This is a genomic window from Defluviimonas sp. D31 (assembly GCF_033436765.1).
Taxonomy (GTDB): Bacteria; Pseudomonadota; Alphaproteobacteria; order Rhodobacterales; family Rhodobacteraceae; genus Albidovulum.
On sequence record NZ_JAWQFN010000003.1, the window covers coordinates 338,316 to 358,048 of the forward strand.

Below are 19,733 nucleotides of genomic sequence, written 5' to 3' on the forward strand. Positions count from 1 at the left end.
GGGGGCGCTGCCCCCGGACCCCCGGGGTATTTGGACAATGAAGAAGGCTAGGGCATGGTGAAGGCGCTGATGATCCAGGGGACCGGTTCCAATGTCGGCAAGTCGCTGCTCGTGGCGGGCCTGTGCCGGGCCGTGCGGCGGCGGGGGCTTTCGGTGGCGCCATTCAAGCCGCAGAACATGTCCAACAACGCCGCGGTGACCGTTGATGGCGGTGAGATTGGCCGCGCGCAGGCGCTGCAGGCGCTTGCGTGCGGGCTGGAGCCGCTTACCGACATGAACCCGGTCCTCCTCAAGCCCGAGACCGATACCGGGGCGCAGGTCGTCGTACAGGGCAAGCGGCTGACGACAGTGCGGGCGAGGGATTATTCCGCGCTGAGACCTCAGTTGATGGCTTCGGTGCTCGGCAGTTTCAACCGCTTGAAGGCCGTGCATGACCTCGTCATAGTAGAGGGCGCCGGGAGCCCGGCCGAGGTGAACCTGCGGCGAGGTGACATCGCGAACATGGGCTTCGCGCGGGCCGTGGGCGTGCCGGTGATCCTTGCTGGCGACATCGACCGCGGCGGGGTAATCGCCCAGATCGTCGGCACCCAGGCGGTGCTCGACCCCGAGGATGCCGCCATGGTCGCTGGGTTTCTCATCAACAAGTTCCGCGGCGATCCGACGCTCTTCGACGATGGCTACCGGCTGATCGAGTCGCGCACCGGCTGGCGCGGCTTCGGCGTGCTGCCCTATTTCGGGGACGCCGCGAAACTGCCGGCCGAGGATGCGCTCGACCTCCGGGGCGCCTCAGGTGGCGGGCCGCTGAAGATCGCCTGCCTCGGTCTGTCGCGCATCGCGAATTTCGACGATCTCGATCCCCTGAAGCTCGAACCCGCAGTGAACCTCATCATGGTCCGCGCCGGCGAAGCCATCCCCGGCGATACGGATCTGGTGATCATCCCCGGCTCCAAGTCGACGCGCGGCGATCTCGCCTATCTGCGCGCGCAGGGCTGGGACATCGACCTTGCCGCGCATGTCCGGCGCGGCGGCCATGTGCTTGGCATTTGCGGCGGCTACCAGATGCTCGGACACTCCATCTCCGACCCCGCCGGGATCGAGGGGGAAGCGGGCGAGACCCCCGGCCTCGGCCTTCTCGACGTCACGACGGTGATGACGCCCGACAAGCGGCTCACCTGTACCGCCGCCGTCCATGCCGCCACGGGCACTCCGATGGAGGGCTACGAAATCCATATCGGCCGCACCGAGGGTCCGGCGCGGGCGCGGCCCTTCGCCCATGTAGGCGAGGATCCCGAAGGCGCGACCTCCGACGACGGCCGCATCGCGGGCAGCTACCTGCACGGCATGTTCACCGGCGACGCCTTCCGCGCGGCCTTCCTCGCCCGGCTCGGCGCACGATCGGTGGCAAGCTACGGCGCCGCCGTCGAAACGGTGCTCGACGCGCTCGCCGATCACATGGAGGCTCATCTCGACATCGACGGTCTTCTCGACCTCGCGCGCTGACCCCGTCTTCTTTTCAAAAATATCCCGGGGGAGTCGCCGCGAAGGCGGCGACGGGGGCAGCGCCCCAGACTACCTCTCATCCCACTCCGTCGGCTGGTTTTCCTGCCAGCCGACCCGGTGCAGAAGCGGCGTGTCGTCGTTAAATTCGGGCCAGCCGAGGCAGAGATAGGCGCTGAAATGCCAGTCCTCGGGCACGTCGAAGAGCCGCTCGATCACCGCCGGATCGACGATCGACACCATGCCGAGGCCCAGATTCTCCGCCCGCGCCGCGAGCCACAGCGTCAGGATCGCCATCGCGGTCGACTGGTGCAGCGTCTCGGGCATGGTGCGGCGGCCAAGGCCGCGGCCCGCGGCCGGATCGGAGACGGTGAAGACCGCGAGATGCTCCGGCGCGGCATCGAGACCCGCGAGCTTTAGCTTGACGTATTCCGACCGGGCGGCGCTGTCATAGGCCGCCGCAGCCTCGGCGTTGCAGCGTTCGAACTCGGCCCGCACGCCGGCTCGGAGAGCGGCGTCGCGCACCCGCAGCACCCGCCACGGCCGGGCGTTGCCGACCGAGGGCGCCCAGCCCATCGCCTCCGGAAGCCGCTCCATCACCGCTTCGGGAACCGGATCGGTCCGGAAATGCCGCACGTCGCGCCGCCAGCGCAGGATCCGCTCCAGTGCCCGCCGTTCCTCGCGATCGAATTCCATTCCGCCCCCCGCTCTCAGGCCAGCGCGGCGGCGAGCCGCGCCCATTCCGCCGCATTCCCCGGCAGGCCGAGCCGGATCCAGCCCGACGCATAGGGAAAGATCCGCGACCAGATCCGCGCCCGCGCCAGGCGCTCCTGCGCCGCTGCCGCGTCGCCGCAGTCGTAAAGCCGGAACAGCGCGCTGCCGCCGATGCTGCGCCAGCCCGCAGCCTCGGCCATCGCGTCGAGCCGCTCCGTCTCGGCCGCGAGCCGCGCGCTGGTCGCGACCGCCCAGTCGCGGTTCATAAGCGCGGCGCGGCCGACCTCGATCGCGGCGCCGGAGACCGGCCAGGGACCGGCCATCTCGGTGAGCGCTGCGATTTCCTCCTCCGCGCCAAGCACGAAGCCGAGCCTGAGCCCCGCGAAGCCGTAGAACTTTCCGAAAGACCGCAAGATGAACAGTCCGGGCCGACCGGCCGCCGCTGCGAGCGATAGGCCGGGGTCGGGATCGGCGAAGCTCTCGTCCACGACGAGGCGTGTGACGCCGCCGGCCAGCCGCAGCAACTCTTCGGCGCTATGGCGGCGACCATCGGGATTGTTGGGGTTCACAACGATCGCAAGGTCGGCGCCCTCGAGTGCGGCGAGATCGCCGACCTCGGCGACCTGCCAGCCCGCGGCACGCAGGGCGGCCGCGTGCTCGTTGTAGGTCGGCGCGAGGATGCGCGCCCGGCCGGGCGCGGTGGTTCGCGGGATCATCTGGATCGCTGCCTGCGCGCCCGCGACCGGCAGGATCGCGGCCGGGCAGCCAAAGGCGGCGCGGGCGGCCTCGACGAGCGAGGCCGTCGCCGCGCGGGTCGGCAGCGCGGTCCAGGCCTCCGGCGAAATCGCGGGCAAGGGATAGGGTACCCGGTTGATGCCGGTCGAGAGGTCGATCCAGTCCGCGGCGTCACCGCCGTAATGCGCGATCGCCCAGTCGATATTGCCGCCGTGATCGCGCATGTGCCCTCCGTTTCAGATCAGCGCGCATAGCGCGACGATGGCCGCGAGGGCAAGCATCGCGAAGCGGTAGAGACCGAGCGCGCGGCGGATGTCGGCGGCGCCGGGGTCGGCGGCGCCGGCGTTGACCCAGGGTTCGTCCGCGACCCGGTCGGCATAGACCCGCGGGCCGGAGAGGCGGATGCCGAGCGCGCCGGCCATCGCCGCTTCCGGCCAGCCGGCATTGGGCGAGCGGTGATGGCCCGCATCGCGTCCCATCGTCGCGAGCGCCTCCTTCGGCCGCGTCGAGACCGCGGCGAAGAGAAGCCCGGTGAGCCGCGCCGGGATCAGGTTCACCACGTCGTCGATCCGCGCCGAGGCCCAGCCGAAGGCCTCGTGGCGTGGGGTCCGATGGCCGATCATCGAATCGAGCGTGTTGATCGCCTTGTAGGCCGCGAGCCCCGGCAGTCCGAAGATCACGCCCCAGAAGACCGGCGCGACGATCCCGTCGGATGTATTCTCGGCCAGGCTCTCGATCGCGGCCCGGGCGACACCGGATTCGTCGAGCCGCGCCGGGTCGCGCCCCACGATCATCGACACGGCATGACGCGCGCCGTCGAGATCGCCAACCTCCAGCGGCTTCGCCACCGCGGCGACGTGCTCGTGCATCGAACGCAAAGCGATGAAGGGCCACGCAAGAATCCCGCCGAGCAGGATCCCGGTCCATCCCGACGGCAGGAACCAGGTCAGGGTCCAGGCGAGGTTCGCCGCGACCATGATCACCACGAGCGCCGCCACGATACCGGAGTTGCGGCGCCCGCGCTCGTCCGCCTCGTCAAGGTTCAGCCAGGCATCGAGCCGCGCGATCAGCGCGCCGATCCAGGTCACCGGATGCCCGATCGCCACATAGAGCCATTTCGGCCAGCCCAACGCCACATCGAGCACAAGTGCCACAAGCACGATTGCCGCGCCGCTCATCCCTTGCCTCCCACCTCGAACCGGACGGTGCCGCGAAGGCCCGCGCGCCTGAGCGTCGCGGCGATGTCCTCGGGCATGTCTCCGCGCCGGAATAGCAGCGCCCGCGCCGATCCGGTATGGGCAATCGCAAAGCCTGCCGCGCCGGTCGCGCGGGCCAGCGCCTCGGTCGGATCGCCCTCCGGTCCGCGGAGCGCGAGCGTGCGCCGCGCCGATTCCGCGGCGAGCGCCGCCACAGCCGGGCCGTCTCCGGCTTCCGCCGCCGCGCGCCAGGGCGCGATCAGGTCTGCGATGTCGGGAAAGTCCATGTCGCGCGCCTCGGTCCGCCGGTGCGGGCCGTAGAAGCCGCCGACCACGTCGAGCGCGGGCAGCGGCGGCAACCGGTCGAGCACCACCGCCCGGCGCGAGGCCCAGAGCAGCCGCTCGGGCATGTCGAACATCAAGGGATCGCTCGCGCCTTCTGTCGCGACACAGGCGCGCGCGAGGGCCTGCGGCCCGGTCGCGGCCCCCGCGAGACGGGCGAGCGCCACCAGCGCCGCGGTCGAGGCGCCCGCGCCACCGCCGGCCGGCATCGTCGCGCGCAGCATCACCCGGCCGTTGAGCCGACAGCGAAGCGCGGTCAGGAGCCGCCGCGCCCGCACCGGGCCGAGCAGCATCTGCCCGGCGCCGTGCACCGAGAGGCCCGGCCCCGGCACATGGCGCGCGGTGACCGCGAGCACCGGACAGGGCAGCGTGACCAGCGCGACCGGTCCGCCGGGCCCGATCCGGCCTTGCAGGAATTCTCCGAAATGCCCTGCGACCCGAACGGCGGCCGCGCTCATCCCGGCACCCAGTTCACGCCGATCACCGACCAACCGCCGCCATCCAGAAGCCGCAGCCGGGTGACCGACAGGGGCGCGATCTCGAAGGCGAGCCCGTGCGCCGGGCTGCCGAGCGCCAGCGCCAGCGCCGCCCGCGCGGTGCCGGCATGGGCAACGACAGCGACCCGTCCACCGCTGGCCGCGCGGCAAAGCGCTGGCGCCACGCGCGCGCAGAGATCGGCGAAGCTTTCGCCGCGCGGCGGGCGGTGATCGGCGAGTTCCGCAGGCGGCAGTGGCCCGAGATCGGGCAGTTCGGCATAGGGCCGGCCTTCCCAGTCGCCGAAATCCTGTTCCCAGAGGGCGGCATCCAGTTCCGGCTCCGCGAGATCGGGCCAGAGCGCCGCGGCGGTCTGGCGGCACCGCAGCGCCGGGCTGACCACGATGCGGTCGGGCGTACCCAGCGCGGCGCGCGTTGCCTCGATCCGTTCCACATCGCCGCAATCGGCCGGCACGTCGGTGCGGCCGCAGAGCTTGCCCTGGCTCAAGGCCGGCGCATGGCGGATCAGAATCAGCTCTGTCGCAGCCCCGCCCTTCACCGTCGCATTCTCCCTTTCACACGCGGCCCGTTTCTGCTTTGTCAGCGAGCCATGGGCAAGACGATACTCATCACCGGCGGCGCGAGATCCGGCAAAAGCGGCATTGCCGAGACGATGACGCTCGGCCTTGGCCCGCGCGCGGTCTATATCGCCACCGCCGAGGCCCATGACGCCGAGATGGACAAGCGCATCGCCACGCATCAGGCGCGGCGCGGGGCGGAGTGGACCACCCATGCCGAACCGCTCGACCTGACCGCGGCGCTTCAGGCGACCGACGGCAGGGGGCCCCGGCTCGTCGACTGCCTGACGCTCTGGCTCTCGAACCTGATGTTCTCGGGCCGCGACTGGCAGGAGGAGGCGCACGCGATGATCGCCGCCCTGCCCGCCCAGCGCGATCCGGTGATCTTCGTCACCAATGAAGTCGGCGGCGGCATCGTCCCCGACAACGCGCTCGCCCGCGAGTTCCGCGACGCGGCCGGGCTGCTTAACCAATGGGTCGCGGCGGCGGTGGACGAAGTCCATCTCGCCGTCTGCGGCCTGCCCCTGAAAGTGAAATGACATGAGCCTTCCGCGCATCTCCTCCCTCGACCAGATCCCGCTGCTTGCCGACCGGCTGCCAGACGCCGACACCGCCGCCGCCGAAGCGGCCCGCGCGCGGCAGAACTCGCTGACCAAGCCGCCGGGGTCGCTCGGCCGACTGGAGGCCTTGGCCGAGTTCATGGCGACCTGGCGCGGCACCGCGCGGCCGGAGATCTGGCGGGCGCAGGCGCTCGTCTTCGCCGGCAACCATGGCATCTGCGCCCAGGGCGTGAACCCCTATCCGCAGGAGGTCACCGCGCAGATGGTGGCGAATTTCGAGACCGGCGGCGCCGCGATCAACCAGCTCTGCGCGGTGAACGGCGCGGAGCTGTCGGTCGTGGCGCTCGACCTCGACCGGCCGACAGGGGACTTCACCGAAGGCCCGGCGATGTCGGAGACCGACTGCCTCGACGCGTTCTGGCAGGGCGCCTCGGCGGTGGACGAGGGTGCGGACATCCTTGTCCTCGGCGAGATGGGGATCGGCAACTCGACCGTCGCGGCGGCGCTGGCGGCGGCTTGTTTCGGCGGCGACGTGGCGGAGTGGACGGGGCCCGGAACAGGCTCTGACAAGGCCGGAATCACGCGCAAGATCGACGCGATCGAGCGCGGGCTGAAGCGCCACGAGGGCGTGATCGGCAACGCGCCGGCGATCCTTGCCGCCCTTGGCGGGCGCGAGCAGGCGGCGATCTGCGGCGCGGTTCTGGCGGCGCGGGCGGCGCGGATCCCGGTGATCCTCGACGGCTTCATCTGCACCGCCGCGGCGGCGGTTCTCTATGCCGCCGACAAGCGGCTTCTCGACCATTGCCTCGTCGGCCATGTCTCGGCCGAGCCCGGTCACCGCAAACTCCTGGCCGCGATCCACAAGCGCCCGGTCCTCGAATTCGACATGCGGCTCGGCGAGGGCTCGGGCGCGGCGCTGGCGCTTGGCATCGTGCGGGCGGCGCTGGCCTGCCACAACGGCATGGCCACCTTCGGCGAGGCGGGGGTATCGGAGGCATGAGGCCTTCGCGCACGGGCGAGATCCGGTTGGCCTTCATGCTCCTGAGCCGTCTGCCGGCCGGGCGCATCGAGGGAGAGGCGCCCGCGATGGCGGCCTCGTCCTGGGCCTGGCCTCTCGTCGGTGTCGCAGTCGGCGCGATCATGGCGCTGGTCTGCGGGGCCGGGCTGTGGCTTGGCCTTCCGCCCTTGATGGCGGCGCTTCTGACGCTTGCCGCCGGGGCGCTGGCCACCGGGGCGATGCATGAGGACGGGCTTGCCGACCTCGCCGACGGCTTCGGCGGGGGACGTGACCGGGCGCGCAAGCTCGAGATCATGCGCGACAGCCGGGTCGGCTCCTACGGGGTCGTGGCGCTGGCCCTTGCGCTTGCCTTCAGGGCAATCGGCATCTCGACCCTGGCCGAAACCGGATCGGCCACCGCCGCGCTCATCGGTATCGCGGCGGCGAGCCGGGCGGTGCTGCCGGCCGCGCTGGTCCTGATGCCGGCGGCGCGCGCCGACGGGCTCGGCCGTTCGGCCGCCGGAGCCGATCCGAAGCCGGCACTCATCGCGGCCGGGATCGGCTTTCTCTGCCTCCTGCCCCTGGGCTTCGGAACCGCGGTCGTGGCGGGGGCCGCGATGGCGCTGGCCGCGACGCTCCTTGCCGGCCTCGCCCTGCGCCAGATCGGCGGCCAGACCGGCGATGTGATGGGCGCGATGCAGCAGGTGGCCGAAATCGCCGGCTGGGCAGTCCTCGCAGCTTCTGTTTGATCAAACACCGAACTTGCGCAGAGCATCAGGCTATCCTTGCCCGAATTTGCCATCTTCCAATTTGATCAAATTTAGAGGATAACGGCGCGACGCAAGGAGTGGCGCCATGAACCAGCATCCCGATCTGATCGCCGGAATCGCCCGGACCCGCCTCAAGACCATCGCGAAACGCGAGGCCGAACGCTTCGCCAAGGCGCGGCCGAAGACGCGAGTGGCGCTTACGGGTGGTGCGGACTCCTATCTCGACGCGGTGCCGATGCACTGGATGAAGGACTGGCCTATGCCCTTCCCGATGCTGGTCGAAACGGCTCGGGGCGCGCGCCTCACCGATATCGACGGCAACGAGGTCGACGATTTCTGCCTTGGCGACACCGGCTCGATGTTCGGCCATTCGCCGGAACCCGTCGCGAAGGCGATTCGCAAGCAGGCGCGAAACGGGCTCACCTACATGCTGCCGACCGAGGCCGCTCTGGAGGCGGGGTGGCTCCTGACCGAGCGTTTCGGCGATTTCCATTGGCAGATCGCGACGACCGCGACGGATGCCAACCGCTTCGCCCTGCGCGTGGCCCGGGCGGTCACCGGCAAGCCCAAGGTCCTCGTGTTCCACGGCTGCTATCACGGCACCGTCGATGACGCGATGGTGGAACTTTCCAACGGCAAGACCGTGACGCGGCCCGGCCTGACCGGCCAGGTCGCCGACCTCACCAAACTCGCCGCCTGCGCCGAGTTCAACGATCTCGAAAGCGTCGAGGCGGCCCTCAAGACCGGCGAGATCGCGGCGATCCTGACCGAGCCGGTGATGACCAATTCCTGCATGGTCCTGCCCGAGCCGGGCTTCCATGAAGGCTTGCGCAAGCTCGCGACCAAGTATGGCGCGCTTCTGATCATCGACGAGACCCACACGATTTCCTCGGGCCTCGGCGGTTACACCGGCGTCCACGGGCTCGACCCCGACATCTTCGTCGTCGGCAAATGCGTGGCCGGTGGCATGCCCACCGCCGTCTGGGGGCTGCGGCCGAAACTGGCCAAGGCCTATATACGCTACAATGCCGGCCGCGCCTCGGGCCATTCCGGCATGGGCACGACGCTGTCCGCGAACCCGATGCAGTTCGCCTGCCTCCGCGCGACCCTCGCCGAGGTGATGACGGAAGCCAGCTACGCGCATATGGAGAAGGGCGCGAAAAGGCTCTATTCTGGCCTGAAACGGGTGATCGAGGCCCACGGCGCGCCCTGGCATGTTGTCCGCGTCGGCGCGCGGGTCGAGTTCATCTGCGCCCCCGGCCCGCTGAAGAACGGCACCGAGGCGGGTGCCGCCCATATGCCCGAGGTCGAGGCGACCCTGCACACCGCGCTTCTCAACCGCGGCTGCCTGATCGCGCCCTTCCACAACATGATGCTGGTCAGCCCGGCGACGAGAAAACGCCAGATCGACCGGCTCATCGCCGCCTTCGACGACACCCTTTCCGAGCTTTTTGCCTGAGGACACCATGACCAATCCCTGCCCCTCGGGCGCGACCCTCGCCGAGGCCGAAGATTTCCTCGCCCAGCATCCCGAAATCGAGGCCGTGGACATCGTGCTCCACGATTCGAACGGCATCGGCCGCGGCAAGATCATCCGCCGCCACGAGCTGCCCTCGCTCTACAAGTCCGGTCGGCACATGCCGATCTCGATCCTCGGCCTCGATATCTGCGGCGAGGACGTGCACGAAACCGGCCTGATCTGGGACAAGGGCGACGGCGATCTCCGCGCCTGGCCGATTCCCGGCACGCTCAAGGTCCTGCACAACACCACCCCGCCGCGCGCCGAGGTGCTGATGTCGCTCTACGAGCTCGATGGACGACCGATGACTTCGGATCCCCGCCACGCGCTCCAGCGCCAGGTCGATGAATTCGCCAAGCGGGGGCTGAAGCCCGCCGGCGCCTTCGAACTCGAATTCTTCCTCCTCGCCAAGGAGCGCGGCCCCGACGGCAGGGTCCGCCCCGCCGCCGACGTGCTCGACGGGCGCGACAGCCACAAGACCGAGGTCTATTCGGTCGATCACCTGCACGGGATGCTGCCCTTGTTCTCCGACATCTATGCGGGGGCGGCCAAGGCCGGGATCACGGCGGAGACGATGATCTCGGAATATGCGCCGGGCCAGTACGAGCTGACGCTGCATTACCGCGAGGACGTGATGCAGGCGGCCGACGACCTGATGCGGCTGAAGCGGATCGTCCGGGCGCAGGCGCGGGCACATGGGGTCGTGGCCTGTTTCATGGCCAAGCCGATCGCCGATTACGCCGGCTCGGGGATGCATTTCCACGTCTCGCTGATGAACGAGAAGGGCGAGAACGTCTTTGCCGAGAAGAAGCCCGGCAAGTGGGAAAACATGCTCCTTCACGCGCTCGGCGGTCTTCGGGCGACGATGGCGGAATCGATGCTGGTCTTTGCGCCGCATCTCAATTCCTGGCGCCGCTTCGCCAACCAGAGCTACGCGCCGATCTCGACCGCCTGGGGGGTGAACAACCGCTCGGTGGCACTTCGCGTTCCTGCCGGCGACGTGAAGGCGCGGCGGATCGAGCATCGGCCCTCAGGCGTCGACGCCAACCCCTATCTCGTCGCCGCGACCGTGCTCGCGGGCATTCTCCACGGCTTCGACAAGAAGCTCGACCCCGGCCCCGAGACCACCGGCAACGCCTATGCCGAGGACCCGGACGGACCGGAGATCCCGCGCGAATGGCGCGCGGCGATCGAGGCGGCGCGGAACTCGGAGTTCCTCAAGACCGCGCTCGGCGAGGACATGCACCGCACCTTCGTCGAGGTGAAGGCTGCGGAGTATGCCCGCGTTGCCCGCACGATCTCGGAAGTCGATTACGACCTCTACCTGCACACGGTCTGATCGCACCGGCCCGGCCCCGCGGGGCCGGACCCGGCGCTCAGGTCCAGTCGAGCACGACCTTGCCGCTCTTTCCCGAGCGCATGATCTCGAACCCGTCGCGGAAATCATCGACCTTGAAACGGTGGGTGATGACGCGGCGGATATCGAGGCCGTTCTCCAGCATCGCGATCATCTTGTACCAGGTCTCGAAGATCTCGCGGCCATAGACGCCCTTGATGGTGATCGCCTTGAAGACGATGCGGGACCAGTCCACCGGCGACTTGCCCGGCGGGATGCCTAGCATGGCGATCCGGCCCCCCATCACCATGTTCTCGACCATCTGGTCGAGCGCGGCCTGGCTGCCTGACATCTCCATGCCGACGTCGAAGCCCTCCTTCATCTTCAGGGCGCCCTCGACGTCCTTCAGATCCTGTTTCGCGACGTTCACCGGGATCACGTCGGTGACCTGCGCGGCAAGGTCGAGCCGGTCCTGGTTGATATCGGTGATCACCACATGGCGCGCGCCGACATGGCGGGCGACGGCGGCGGCCATGATGCCGATCGGGCCCGCGCCGGTGATCAGCACGTCCTCGCCGACGAGATCGAACGACAGCGCGGTATGGACGGCGTTGCCCAAGGGATCGAGGATCGCCCCGATCTCGTCGTCGATCTCGTCGGGCAGCGGCACGACGTTGAAGGCGGGAAGCCTCAGGTACTCGGCAAATGCCCCCTGCTCGTTCACGCCGATCCCCCGCGTCGCGGGATCGAGGTGGAACTTGCCGGCACGGCTCTGCCGCGACTGCTTGCCGATCAGATGGCCCTCGCCCGAACAGCGCTGGCCAATGGTCAGCCCCTCGACGTTCTTGCCGATCTCGACGATCTCGCCGGCGAATTCATGCCCGGTCACAAGACCCACGGGCACCGTCTTCGCCGCCCATTCGTCCCAGTTCCAGATATGGATATCGGTGCCGCAGATCCCGGTCTTGCGGATTCGGATCAGCACGTCGTCCGCACCGATCTCCGGCACCGGGCGGTGCTCCATCCAGAGCCCGACCTCGGGCTTCGCCTTCGCCAGTGCCTTCATGTCATTGCGCATCAGATCGCTCCCACCGCCTTGCCCGCCGCCCGGAAGGCGTCGAGCGCGAAATCGAGGTCAGCGCGCGTCAGCCGCGCGTTCATCTGGGTCCGGATTCGCGCCTGCCCCTTCGGCACGACCGGGAAGAAGAAGCCCGCGACATAGACGCCGCGCTCGTAGAGCGCCGCCGCCATCTTTTGCGAGAGGGCGGCATCGCCGAGCATCACCGGCACGATCGGGTGCTCGCCGGGCAGGAGCGTGAAGCCCGCTTCTTCAAGCCCGGCGCGCCAGTAGCGGGCGTTGTCGAACAAGGACGCCCGGAGATCTTCTGCCGCCTCGACGAGATCGAGGGCGGCGATGCCCGCCGCGACCACCGCCGGCGGCAGCGCGTTCGAGAAGAGATAGGGCCGCGCCCGTTGACGCAAGAGGTCGATGACCGCCTGCGGCCCGGCGATGTAGCCGCCCAGAGCCCCGCCCAGCGCCTTGCCGAGCGTGCCGGTCAGGATATCGACCTCGACCCCGGCATGGGCCGGCGTACCGCGCCCCTGCGGCCCCATGAACCCGGTCGCATGGCAATCGTCCACCATGGTGAGCGCGCCGTATTTCTCTGCGAGCGCCACGATCTCCGGGAGCTTCGCGAGATATCCGTCCATCGAGAAGACGCCATCGGTCGCGATCATCACGAAGCGCGCGCCATCCGCCCGCGCCGCCTTGAGCTGCGCCTCGAGATCGGCCATGTCGGAATTGGCGTAACGGTAGCGTTTCGCCTTGCAGAGCCTGATGCCGTCGATGATCGAGGCATGGTTCAGCGCATCCGAGATGATCGCATCCTCCGGCCCCAGAAGCGGCTCGAACAAACCGCCATTGGCGTCGAAACAGGCGGCGAAGAGTATGGAATCGTCCTTGCCAAGGAACCGCGCGATCCGCGCCTCGAGTTCCCGGTGCAGGTCCTGCGTGCCGCAGATGAACCGGACCGAGGCCATGCCGTAACCGTGATCCGCCATCGCCGCCCGCGCCGCCGCGATGAGCGCCGGATGATCGGCAAGCCCGAGGTAGTTGTTGGCGCAGAGATTGAGCACGTCGCGCCCCGCGACCTTCACATGGGCGCCTTGAGCCGAGGTGATCAGCCGCTCGCGCTTGTAAAGGCCGTCGGCGTCGATAGCGGCGAGCGTCGCGCTGACATGTCTCAAGAAAAACTGAACGTCCGGCATATTAGAAGCTCCTCCTTGATAACGGAATATCATTCAGGGCACTGCTACTGTCAACGCGTCTCGTAATGCTGCGAAACGCCACCAGACTATCCGCGGTACGACAAGAAAAAAGCGGCGCCGAGATAGTCTTCGCCCAGGGTTCCGGAACACAGATGATTCAAGCCCTCAACTTGCGCCATTTGCGTTGTCAATATATAAGCGAAGATAATCATTTCGCGGACTAGGATTAGCCAACAGTCATGCTCAGATGATATCGCCGGCGCTCTCCAGAAGCCTTTCGCGCGTCGAGAGCGGCAACTTGTGCGCGGGATGCGGCGGTTGCGCGGTGATCGCGCCTGATAAAATCTCCATGCACGAGGATAGTGACGGATTTCTTCGACCGCGGATAAGTCGCCCTCTCGAAGCGACTGAGGATACGTTGGTACATGCGGTTTGCCCGGGGCTCGGGCAGACCGTTTCTGCTGGGGGGCGCAAGGATGACATCCTTTGGGGGCCTTACATATCGGTGCAATCGGGCTGGTCGACGGATCCTGAGATACGGTTTGCAGGATCGTCCGGCGGCGTTTTATCTGCGCTTGCCAATTATCTGATCCGCTCGGGTCGCGTTGATGCTGTCCTAGAAACCTGTGCTGCTTCGGCTCCTGTGACCGCCAATGCCGAAGCGGTCGTAACAGACCGGCTTGGCGTACTGGCGGCCGCAGGGTCACGCTATGCTCCATCCGCTCCGTTGGCACATCTGCGCGATCATGTTGCCACGGGACGCCGCTTCGCCATTGTTGGAAAACCCTGCGACGCGGCCGCCATGCGGGCGTTGGCTGACAACGATCCAGAAATCGCCCGCTCCGTTCCGGTGATACTCTCGTTTTTTTGTGCGGGCGTTCCATCGGGGCACGGCGGGGCCGCCCTGCTGCGGGCGCTAGACACCCGCCCGGCCGATGCGAAGGCTTTCCGGTACCGCGGCAATGGTTGGCCCGGCCGCGCGACTGTCATCCGCAGGGATGGAACCGAACGGTCAATGACCTATCAGGACAGCTGGGGATCCATCCTATCGCGCGAAGTGCAGCACCGATGCCGCATATGCGCCGACGGTACCGGTTGTGCGGCGGATCTCGTCTGCGGCGATGCGTGGGAATGTGATGAGGCCGGCTATCCCGTCTTCGAGGAGGCGGATGGCATAAGTCTAATCGTTGCCCGGACCGAACTTGGCGCGACCTTGCTTAATGAAGCGGTGCGGGATGGCGCAATCGCGATCTCGCCGTTTCGGGTTTCAAGGTTGGCGTCAATTCAGCCAGGACAGCGTGAACGGCGCCGGGCACTACTTGCCCGACTCTTGGGGCAACGACTTTGCCTCCGCCCGATCCCTTGTTACCGAGGGCTACACTTGTTCGCCGCGGCTCGGCAGAATGCGTTTTCACGCAACCTGCGGAATTTTTTGGGCATGACCCGCCGACAACTTTCGGGCCGGGCAAGCGCAGCAACTCAGGCCAACAATGATTGAGGAGATGACTGCTTTGCGCCGAAAGCTTAGTGTCAGCCTGATCTTCCACTCCTGCAAAAACATGAACCTCGGCGTCGGCGCCTTAACCGTAGCGGATATCGATATCATTCGGCGCAACTCCGAGCTTCTGGGAATCGATACAGAGATCACGGTGATCGACTGGAAGAATCCCCGCAAGCCTTACGTCGCTGGCAATGATATATCCATCCGCGAGATCGGCGGACGCGACCTTGTCGATCCGGGTTCCGTGTTTGCGCTGATGAGGCGCTCCGACATCGCGATCGATATAGGAGCTGGCGACAGCTTTTCCGACATCTACGGCGCACGTCGACTACGGCGGCTTTTCGCATTGAAATTCCTCGCCCATGCCGCCGGGTGCCCGCTGGTGGTGGCACCCCAGACGATCGGACCTTTTACACGCGCCGGTTCACGGCGGCTCGCTCGGGCGACACTCAACCGGTCCGCTCTTGTCGCAACGAGGGACGAGAAATCGATATCTCACCTTCGCGAGATCGGGTACCACGGCGATGTCGTCAAAGCCTCGGATGTGGCCCTCCGCTTGCCTTACGACAAGCGACCTGCGCGTGCTGACGGCCGGGTTCGCGTCGGGATCAACGTCTCGGGACTTCTCATGGCAAGGGGCTATACCGGCGCGAACGAGTTCGGACTCAAGAGCGACTATCCTGCGATGATCAGGGGGTTGATCGAGGATTTCCTGGCTCGCGAGGAGAGCTGCGAACTGCACTTGGTCTCGCATGTCATCTCGCACGAACCGGGCGCAAATGAGGATGATCTGCGGGCCGCACGCGCCCTCGGGACGGAATATCCGTCGATTGTTGTCGCCCCGGCTTTTGACACTCCATCCGACGCGAAGAGCTACATTTCCGGGCTAGATTTTTTCGCCGGCGCCCGGATGCACGCATGTATCGCCGCGTTTTCGTCCGGAGTTCCAGTCGTGCCCATGGCCTATAGCCTTAAGTTTTCCGGGCTGTTCGGGGCACTTGGATACGACCACGTCGTCGATTGCGTTGATCAAGGCAGCGACGATATCCGAGCGTTTATTCTGGAGGCGTTTGGCCGGAGAGCCGAGCTCGCCAACGAGATGATCCCCGCGCTCGAGAATGGCTTGGCTCGTCTCGGCAGGTATGAAGACGCGCTGCGCGCGTTGATGGACCGACACGCGAAGGCTGTTGGCGGCTAGCTGTTCTGCACGATCAGGATTGCCCGCGCCATTCCACCTACGGTCTCGATCCGGTGCGGCCGGTCGGCGAAATAGCGCGCCGTGTCACCGACACCCAGTCCCTGCACATCATCACCGGACACCACGGTCACCGCACCTTCCAGAACCGTCAGATGCTCGCGGCAGCCCGGCCCGTGCGGATCGCTGACGAGCTGCCCCCCGGCATCGAACCGCAGATCGTAAACCTCGTGCTCCCCGGCCGCCTCGGCAGGCGACAGGATCCGGATCCGCACCCCCTGACCGCGGCCCGCGATGACCGGCGCCGCCTCGGCCCGGATCACCTCGATCCCCGGCGTGGTCCGCCCCTCGAGAAGCCCGGCGAAATCGACCTGCAACGCCTGCGTCAGGTTCCACAGCGTGGCCACCGTCGGGCTGCTCTCGCCGCGCTCGATCTGGCTTACCATCGAGCGCGACACGCCCGAGAGCTTCGCCACCGCGTCGAGGCTGAGCCCCTTAGACTTCCGTGCTTCCTTCAGCGAGGCGGCAAGGCGGTCATGGATGTCGGCGCGCGTGTTCATGCGGCAAAGGTGGTCCCGGCGCGCCGAAAGGTCAACGGGGCAGCATCGCCTCGCCATCGGGGTCGGCGGCCTCGGCCACCAGCCAGTCGCGGAACGCCTGCAAGGGCGGATACCAGCCGCCGACCGAGGGCCAGACGAGGTAGTAGCTGCCCTCGCCCCGGACCGGCCCGCCGTAGACCTCGACAAGGCGCCCGTCCGCCAACTCGGACTTGGCGAGGAACTCCGGCAAGAGCGCCACGCCGAGCCCGTGGATCACCGCCTGGATCATCGGCGCGAACTGATCGAAGAGCATGCCTTGCCCGACACGGCGGTCCACCCCGTGATGGGCGAACCAGGCGGCCCAGGCATTCGGCCGGGTCTCCAGTTGCAGAAGCGGCAGTCCTACCAGGTCCGCCGGCGATCCGACCGGGTGATCGGCAAGAAAGCGCGGCGCGGAACAGGCCACCAGCCGCTCGTCGAAGAGCTTCACCGCGCCGGTGCCGGCCCAGTCATCGGTGCCGAAATGGATCGCGGCGTCGAATCCCTCCTCATCGAAGTCGAAGGGTCTTAGCCTTGTGCCGAGATTGAGCGTGATGCCGGGATGATCGCCAAGAAAGCGGGGCAGGCGCGGCGCCAGCCACCGCGTGCCGAAGGTCGGCAGGATCGCGAGCGAGAGCGTACCGCCCCCGGTGTCCGACCTGACCCGCATCGAGCCGCGCGAGATGAGGTCGAGCGCCTTCACCACGTCGCGGGCATAGGCGAGCGCATGGTCGGTCGGAATGAGCCGCCGCCGCTCGCGCAGGAAGAGCGTCACGCCCAATTGCGTCTCGAGGTTCTGGATCAAGCGGCTCACCGCGCCCTGGGTCAGGTCGAGGTCGCGGGCGGCGGCGAGCGTCGAGCCGGTCCGGACGACCGATTCGAAGGCCGTGAGCAGGGAGATCGACGGAAGAAGCCGGCGAGGTGTCGCCATAGTATGCGCTCCATGCATATATCAAGGCCACAATATCGGTATCCATGTGGGATACAATGGCCCATAAGGCATAAAACCCCGCATGAGGCCGCCATGTCCGACCCGTTCCGCCGCTCCGCCCGCATCGATGCGGTCGAACTCTCCGAGATCCTGAAGATCTCCGAGCTTGCCGACGCGCTGAAGCGCGAGGGGCGCGATGTCATCACGCTCGGCACCGGCGAGCCGGACTTCCCGACGCCGCCGCATGTGATCCACGCGGCGCACCAGGCCGCGCTTGCGGGCGAGACCACCTACACCCTTACCGCCGGCACGCTCGAGCTGCGCCGCGCCATCGCCGCGGCCTGCCAGCGCGAGAACGGCTACACGCCGGAGACGGCCGAAATAATAGTCTGCACCGGCGCAAAACAGGTTCTCTACAACGCCTTCGCCGCGACGCTCGACCCCGGCGACGAGGTCTTGATCGTCGCGCCCTACTGGACGAGCTACCCCGACATCGTCACCGTCTGCGACGGCAAACCGGTGGTCATGCCGACCAGTGCCGAGACCGGGTTCCGAATCACGCCCGAACAGTTGCGGGACGCGATCGGGCCGAAGACGCGATGGCTTCTCCTCAACTCGCCCTCGAACCCCTCGGGCGCGGTCTATTCGGAGGCCGATCTCGAAGCCCTGGCCGAAGTGCTGCGCGACGCGCCCCATGTCGGCATCATGGTCGACGAGATCTACCAGCACATCTCCTACGTCCCGTTCCGCTCGTTCCGCTCGGTCGCGCCCGACCTCGCCGACCGCACGCTGATCGTGAACGGGGTGTCGAAAAGCTATGCGATGACCGGCTGGCGCATCGGCTGGGGCATCGGGCCGAAACGGCTGACCGCGGCGATGCTCGCGATCCAGAGCCAGATCACCTCGGGCGCGTCTTCCGTCAGCCAGGCGGCGGCCGTCGCCGCGCTCGACGGCGACCAGCAGCTTCTGGCCGAACGCAGCGACGATTTCCGCGAGCGCCGCGACATGCTGGCCGCCGCCCTGAACGCGACCGGCGTGCTCGACTGCCCCTCGGCCGACGGTGCCTTCTACCTCTTCCCCGGCTGCGCCCGCGCCTTCGGGAAGGTCACGGCCAAAGGCCGCCGGATCGAATCCGACGCCGATTTCTGCGAGGCTCTCTTGGAGGAACAGGGCGTCGCCCTCGTCCCCGGCCGCGCCTTCGGCACGCCCGGCTATGTCCGGCTCTCCTACGCCTATTCCCGGGCCTCGCTGACCGAGGCCGCCACCCGCATCGCGCGGTTCTGCGCGAATCTGAAGTGAGGACCCAAATGGCTCTGAAACCGAAAGACGCCCCCGACCTGTCGCGCTTCGACTGGGAAGACGCCTTCCGCATGGAAGACCAGCTGACCGAGGAAGAGCGGATGCTCCGCGACGGCGCCCGCGCCTATGCGCAAGAGAAGTTGCAGCCGCGCGTCATCGAGGCCTACCGCGAGGAAAGGACCGACCCCGAGATCTTCCGCGAGATGGGCGAGATGGGACTTCTCGGCGTCACCATCCCCGAGGAATACGGCGGGTTGGGGTCGAACTACGTCTCCTACGGCCTCATCGCCCGCGAGGTCGAGCGGGTCGACTCTGGCTACCGCTCGATGATGTCGGTGCAGTCCTCGCTGGTGATGTACCCGATCTATGCCTACGGCTCGGAGGATCAGCGCCGGAAATACTTGCCGAAGCTCGCATCCGGTGAATTCATCGGCTGCTTTGGCCTGACCGAACCCGATGCCGGGTCGGACCCCGCCGGCATGAAGACCCGCGCGACCAAGACCGCGAATGGCTATGTGCTCAACGGGTCGAAGATGTGGATCTCGAACGCGCCCATCGCGGACGTGTTCGTTGTCTGGGCCAAGTCCGAGGCGCATGGCGGCAAGATCCGCGGCTTCGTCCTCGACAAGGGCATGAAGGGGCTGTCGGCGCCAAAGATCGGCGGCAAGCTGAGCTTGCGCGCCTCGATCACCGGCGAGATCGTGATGGACAATGTCGAGGTCGGCGAGGACGCGCTCTTGCCGAACGTCGAGGGGCTGAAGGGCCCGTTCGGCTGCCTCAACCGCGCCCGCTACGGCATTTCCTGGGGCGTCCTCGGGGCTGCCGAGTTCTGCTGGCACGCGGCGCGCCAGTACGGGCTCGACCGCAAGCAGTTCAACCGGCCGATCGCGCAGACCCAGCTTTACCAGCTGAAGCTCGCGAACATGATGACCGAGATCTCGCTCGGCCTGCAGGCTTCCTTGCGCGTCGGCCGGCTGATGGACGAGGCCAGGGCCGCGCCCGAGATGATCAGCCTCGTCAAGCGCAACAACTGCGGCAAGGCGCTCGACATCGCCAGGATGGCCCGGGACATGCATGGCGGCAACGGCATCCAGGAAGAATTCCAGGTCATGCGCCATGCGATGAACCTCGAGACCGTCAACACCTATGAAGGCACGCACGATGTCCACGCCCTCATCCTCGGGCGCGCGATCACCGGGCTGCAGGCCTTCTTCTGATTTCTTCTTTTCGAAAATATCCCCGC

The 19,733-nt window shown here is 67.5% G+C and carries 19 protein-coding genes; 10 read left to right on the forward strand and 9 right to left on the reverse strand.

What is annotated here, in order from left to right:
• Nucleotides 1-57 precede the first annotated feature (57 nt).
• Entirely contained in the window at nucleotides 58-1,500 is a 1,443-nt protein-coding gene (locus tag R5H32_RS08075) for a cobyric acid synthase (RefSeq protein WP_318338252.1), read from the forward strand.
• A gap of 69 nt (nucleotides 1,501-1,569) precedes the next feature.
• Here the strand turns inward: R5H32_RS08075 and bluB are convergent, their stop codons facing one another.
• The 5 genes from bluB to R5H32_RS08100 are packed head-to-tail and all read right to left on the reverse strand — an operon-like array spanning nucleotide 1,570 to nucleotide 5,517.
• Complete coding sequence (bluB, locus tag R5H32_RS08080) at nucleotides 1,570-2,193, reverse strand: 5,6-dimethylbenzimidazole synthase (RefSeq protein WP_318338171.1); 624 nt, start codon at nucleotides 2,191-2,193, stop codon at nucleotides 1,570-1,572.
• Nucleotides 2,194-2,207: 14 nt separating this feature from the next.
• Nucleotides 2,208-3,170, reverse strand: coding sequence for a threonine-phosphate decarboxylase CobD (cobD, locus tag R5H32_RS08085; protein ID WP_318338172.1), 963 nt, complete (start codon nucleotides 3,168-3,170; stop codon nucleotides 2,208-2,210).
• Nucleotides 3,171-3,182: 12 nt separating this feature from the next.
• The gene (cbiB, locus tag R5H32_RS08090; protein WP_318338173.1) at nucleotides 3,183-4,124 is read right to left on the reverse strand and encodes an adenosylcobinamide-phosphate synthase CbiB; all 942 of its coding nucleotides are present in this window, start codon (nucleotides 4,122-4,124) and stop codon (nucleotides 3,183-3,185) included.
• Nucleotides 4,121-4,942: a propanediol utilization protein gene (locus R5H32_RS08095; protein WP_318338174.1), complete on the reverse strand. Its 822-nt coding sequence runs from the start codon at nucleotides 4,940-4,942 to the stop codon at nucleotides 4,121-4,123. Before R5H32_RS08095 ends, cbiB begins: the two co-directional genes overlap by 4 nt.
• The gene (locus R5H32_RS08100; protein ID WP_318338175.1) at nucleotides 4,939-5,517 is read right to left on the reverse strand and encodes a histidine phosphatase family protein; all 579 of its coding nucleotides are present in this window, start codon (nucleotides 5,515-5,517) and stop codon (nucleotides 4,939-4,941) included. Before R5H32_RS08100 ends, R5H32_RS08095 begins: the two co-directional genes overlap by 4 nt.
• A 51-nt stretch (nucleotides 5,518-5,568) precedes the next feature.
• Here R5H32_RS08100 and cobU point away from each other — a divergent pair, with 51 nt between their 5' ends.
• The 5 genes from cobU (at nucleotide 5,569) to R5H32_RS08125 (ending at nucleotide 10,721) form a co-directional block, all read left to right on the forward strand.
• The gene (cobU, locus tag R5H32_RS08105) at nucleotides 5,569-6,075 is read left to right on the forward strand and encodes a bifunctional adenosylcobinamide kinase/adenosylcobinamide-phosphate guanylyltransferase (RefSeq protein WP_318338176.1); all 507 of its coding nucleotides are present in this window, start codon (nucleotides 5,569-5,571) and stop codon (nucleotides 6,073-6,075) included.
• A 1-nt stretch (nucleotide 6,076) separates the two neighbouring features.
• Complete coding sequence (gene cobT / locus R5H32_RS08110; RefSeq protein ID WP_318338177.1) at nucleotides 6,077-7,096, forward strand: nicotinate-nucleotide--dimethylbenzimidazole phosphoribosyltransferase; 1,020 nt, start codon at nucleotides 6,077-6,079, stop codon at nucleotides 7,094-7,096.
• Nucleotides 7,093-7,842: an adenosylcobinamide-GDP ribazoletransferase gene (gene cobS / locus R5H32_RS08115; RefSeq protein ID WP_318338178.1), complete on the forward strand. Its 750-nt coding sequence runs from the start codon at nucleotides 7,093-7,095 to the stop codon at nucleotides 7,840-7,842. The genes cobT and cobS overlap by 4 nt, the downstream gene beginning before the upstream one ends.
• A 106-nt stretch (nucleotides 7,843-7,948) precedes the next feature.
• Complete coding sequence (locus R5H32_RS08120; RefSeq protein ID WP_318338179.1) at nucleotides 7,949-9,322, forward strand: aspartate aminotransferase family protein; 1,374 nt, start codon at nucleotides 7,949-7,951, stop codon at nucleotides 9,320-9,322.
• A gap of 7 nt (nucleotides 9,323-9,329) precedes the next feature.
• Entirely contained in the window at nucleotides 9,330-10,721 is a 1,392-nt protein-coding gene (locus R5H32_RS08125; protein ID WP_318338180.1) for a glutamine synthetase family protein, read from the forward strand.
• Nucleotides 10,722-10,758: 37 nt separating this feature from the next.
• On the opposite strand, the gene tdh is transcribed toward R5H32_RS08125, so the two are convergent.
• A complete protein-coding gene (gene tdh / locus R5H32_RS08130; RefSeq protein ID WP_263338352.1) occupies nucleotides 10,759-11,784 on the reverse strand; it encodes an L-threonine 3-dehydrogenase in 1,026 nt (341 codons plus the stop codon).
• Between the two features lie 11 nt (nucleotides 11,785-11,795).
• Complete coding sequence (locus R5H32_RS08135; protein WP_318338181.1) at nucleotides 11,796-12,986, reverse strand: glycine C-acetyltransferase; 1,191 nt, start codon at nucleotides 12,984-12,986, stop codon at nucleotides 11,796-11,798.
• 247 nt (nucleotides 12,987-13,233) lie between these two features.
• Here R5H32_RS08135 and R5H32_RS08140 point away from each other — a divergent pair, with 247 nt between their 5' ends.
• Nucleotides 13,234-14,484, forward strand: a complete 1,251-nt coding sequence (locus R5H32_RS08140; RefSeq protein ID WP_318338182.1) for a Coenzyme F420 hydrogenase/dehydrogenase, beta subunit C-terminal domain — start codon at nucleotides 13,234-13,236, stop codon at nucleotides 14,482-14,484.
• Complete coding sequence (locus tag R5H32_RS08145; RefSeq protein WP_318338183.1) at nucleotides 14,477-15,685, forward strand: polysaccharide pyruvyl transferase family protein; 1,209 nt, start codon at nucleotides 14,477-14,479, stop codon at nucleotides 15,683-15,685. The genes R5H32_RS08140 and R5H32_RS08145 overlap by 8 nt, the downstream gene beginning before the upstream one ends.
• On the opposite strand, the gene R5H32_RS08150 is transcribed toward R5H32_RS08145, so the two are convergent.
• Together R5H32_RS08150 and R5H32_RS08155 are read right to left on the reverse strand one after the other, a co-directional pair.
• A complete protein-coding gene (locus tag R5H32_RS08150) occupies nucleotides 15,682-16,242 on the reverse strand; it encodes a helix-turn-helix domain-containing protein (RefSeq protein WP_318338184.1) in 561 nt (186 codons plus the stop codon). The genes R5H32_RS08145 and R5H32_RS08150 overlap by 4 nt on opposite strands.
• 31 nt (nucleotides 16,243-16,273) lie before the next feature.
• A complete protein-coding gene (locus tag R5H32_RS08155) occupies nucleotides 16,274-17,191 on the reverse strand; it encodes a LysR family transcriptional regulator (RefSeq protein WP_318338185.1) in 918 nt (305 codons plus the stop codon).
• 93 nt (nucleotides 17,192-17,284) lie between these two features.
• On the opposite strand from R5H32_RS08155, the gene R5H32_RS08160 reads away from it, so the two are divergent.
• Nucleotides 17,285-18,490 carry a pyridoxal phosphate-dependent aminotransferase gene (locus R5H32_RS08160; protein WP_318338186.1) on the forward strand — a complete coding sequence of 402 codons (1,206 nt, stop codon included), beginning with the start codon at nucleotides 17,285-17,287 and terminating at the stop codon, nucleotides 18,488-18,490.
• An 8-nt stretch (nucleotides 18,491-18,498) separates the two neighbouring features.
• Nucleotides 18,499-19,707, forward strand: coding sequence for an acyl-CoA dehydrogenase (locus R5H32_RS08165; RefSeq protein ID WP_318338187.1), 1,209 nt, complete (start codon nucleotides 18,499-18,501; stop codon nucleotides 19,705-19,707).
• Nucleotides 19,708-19,733 lie beyond the last annotated feature (26 nt).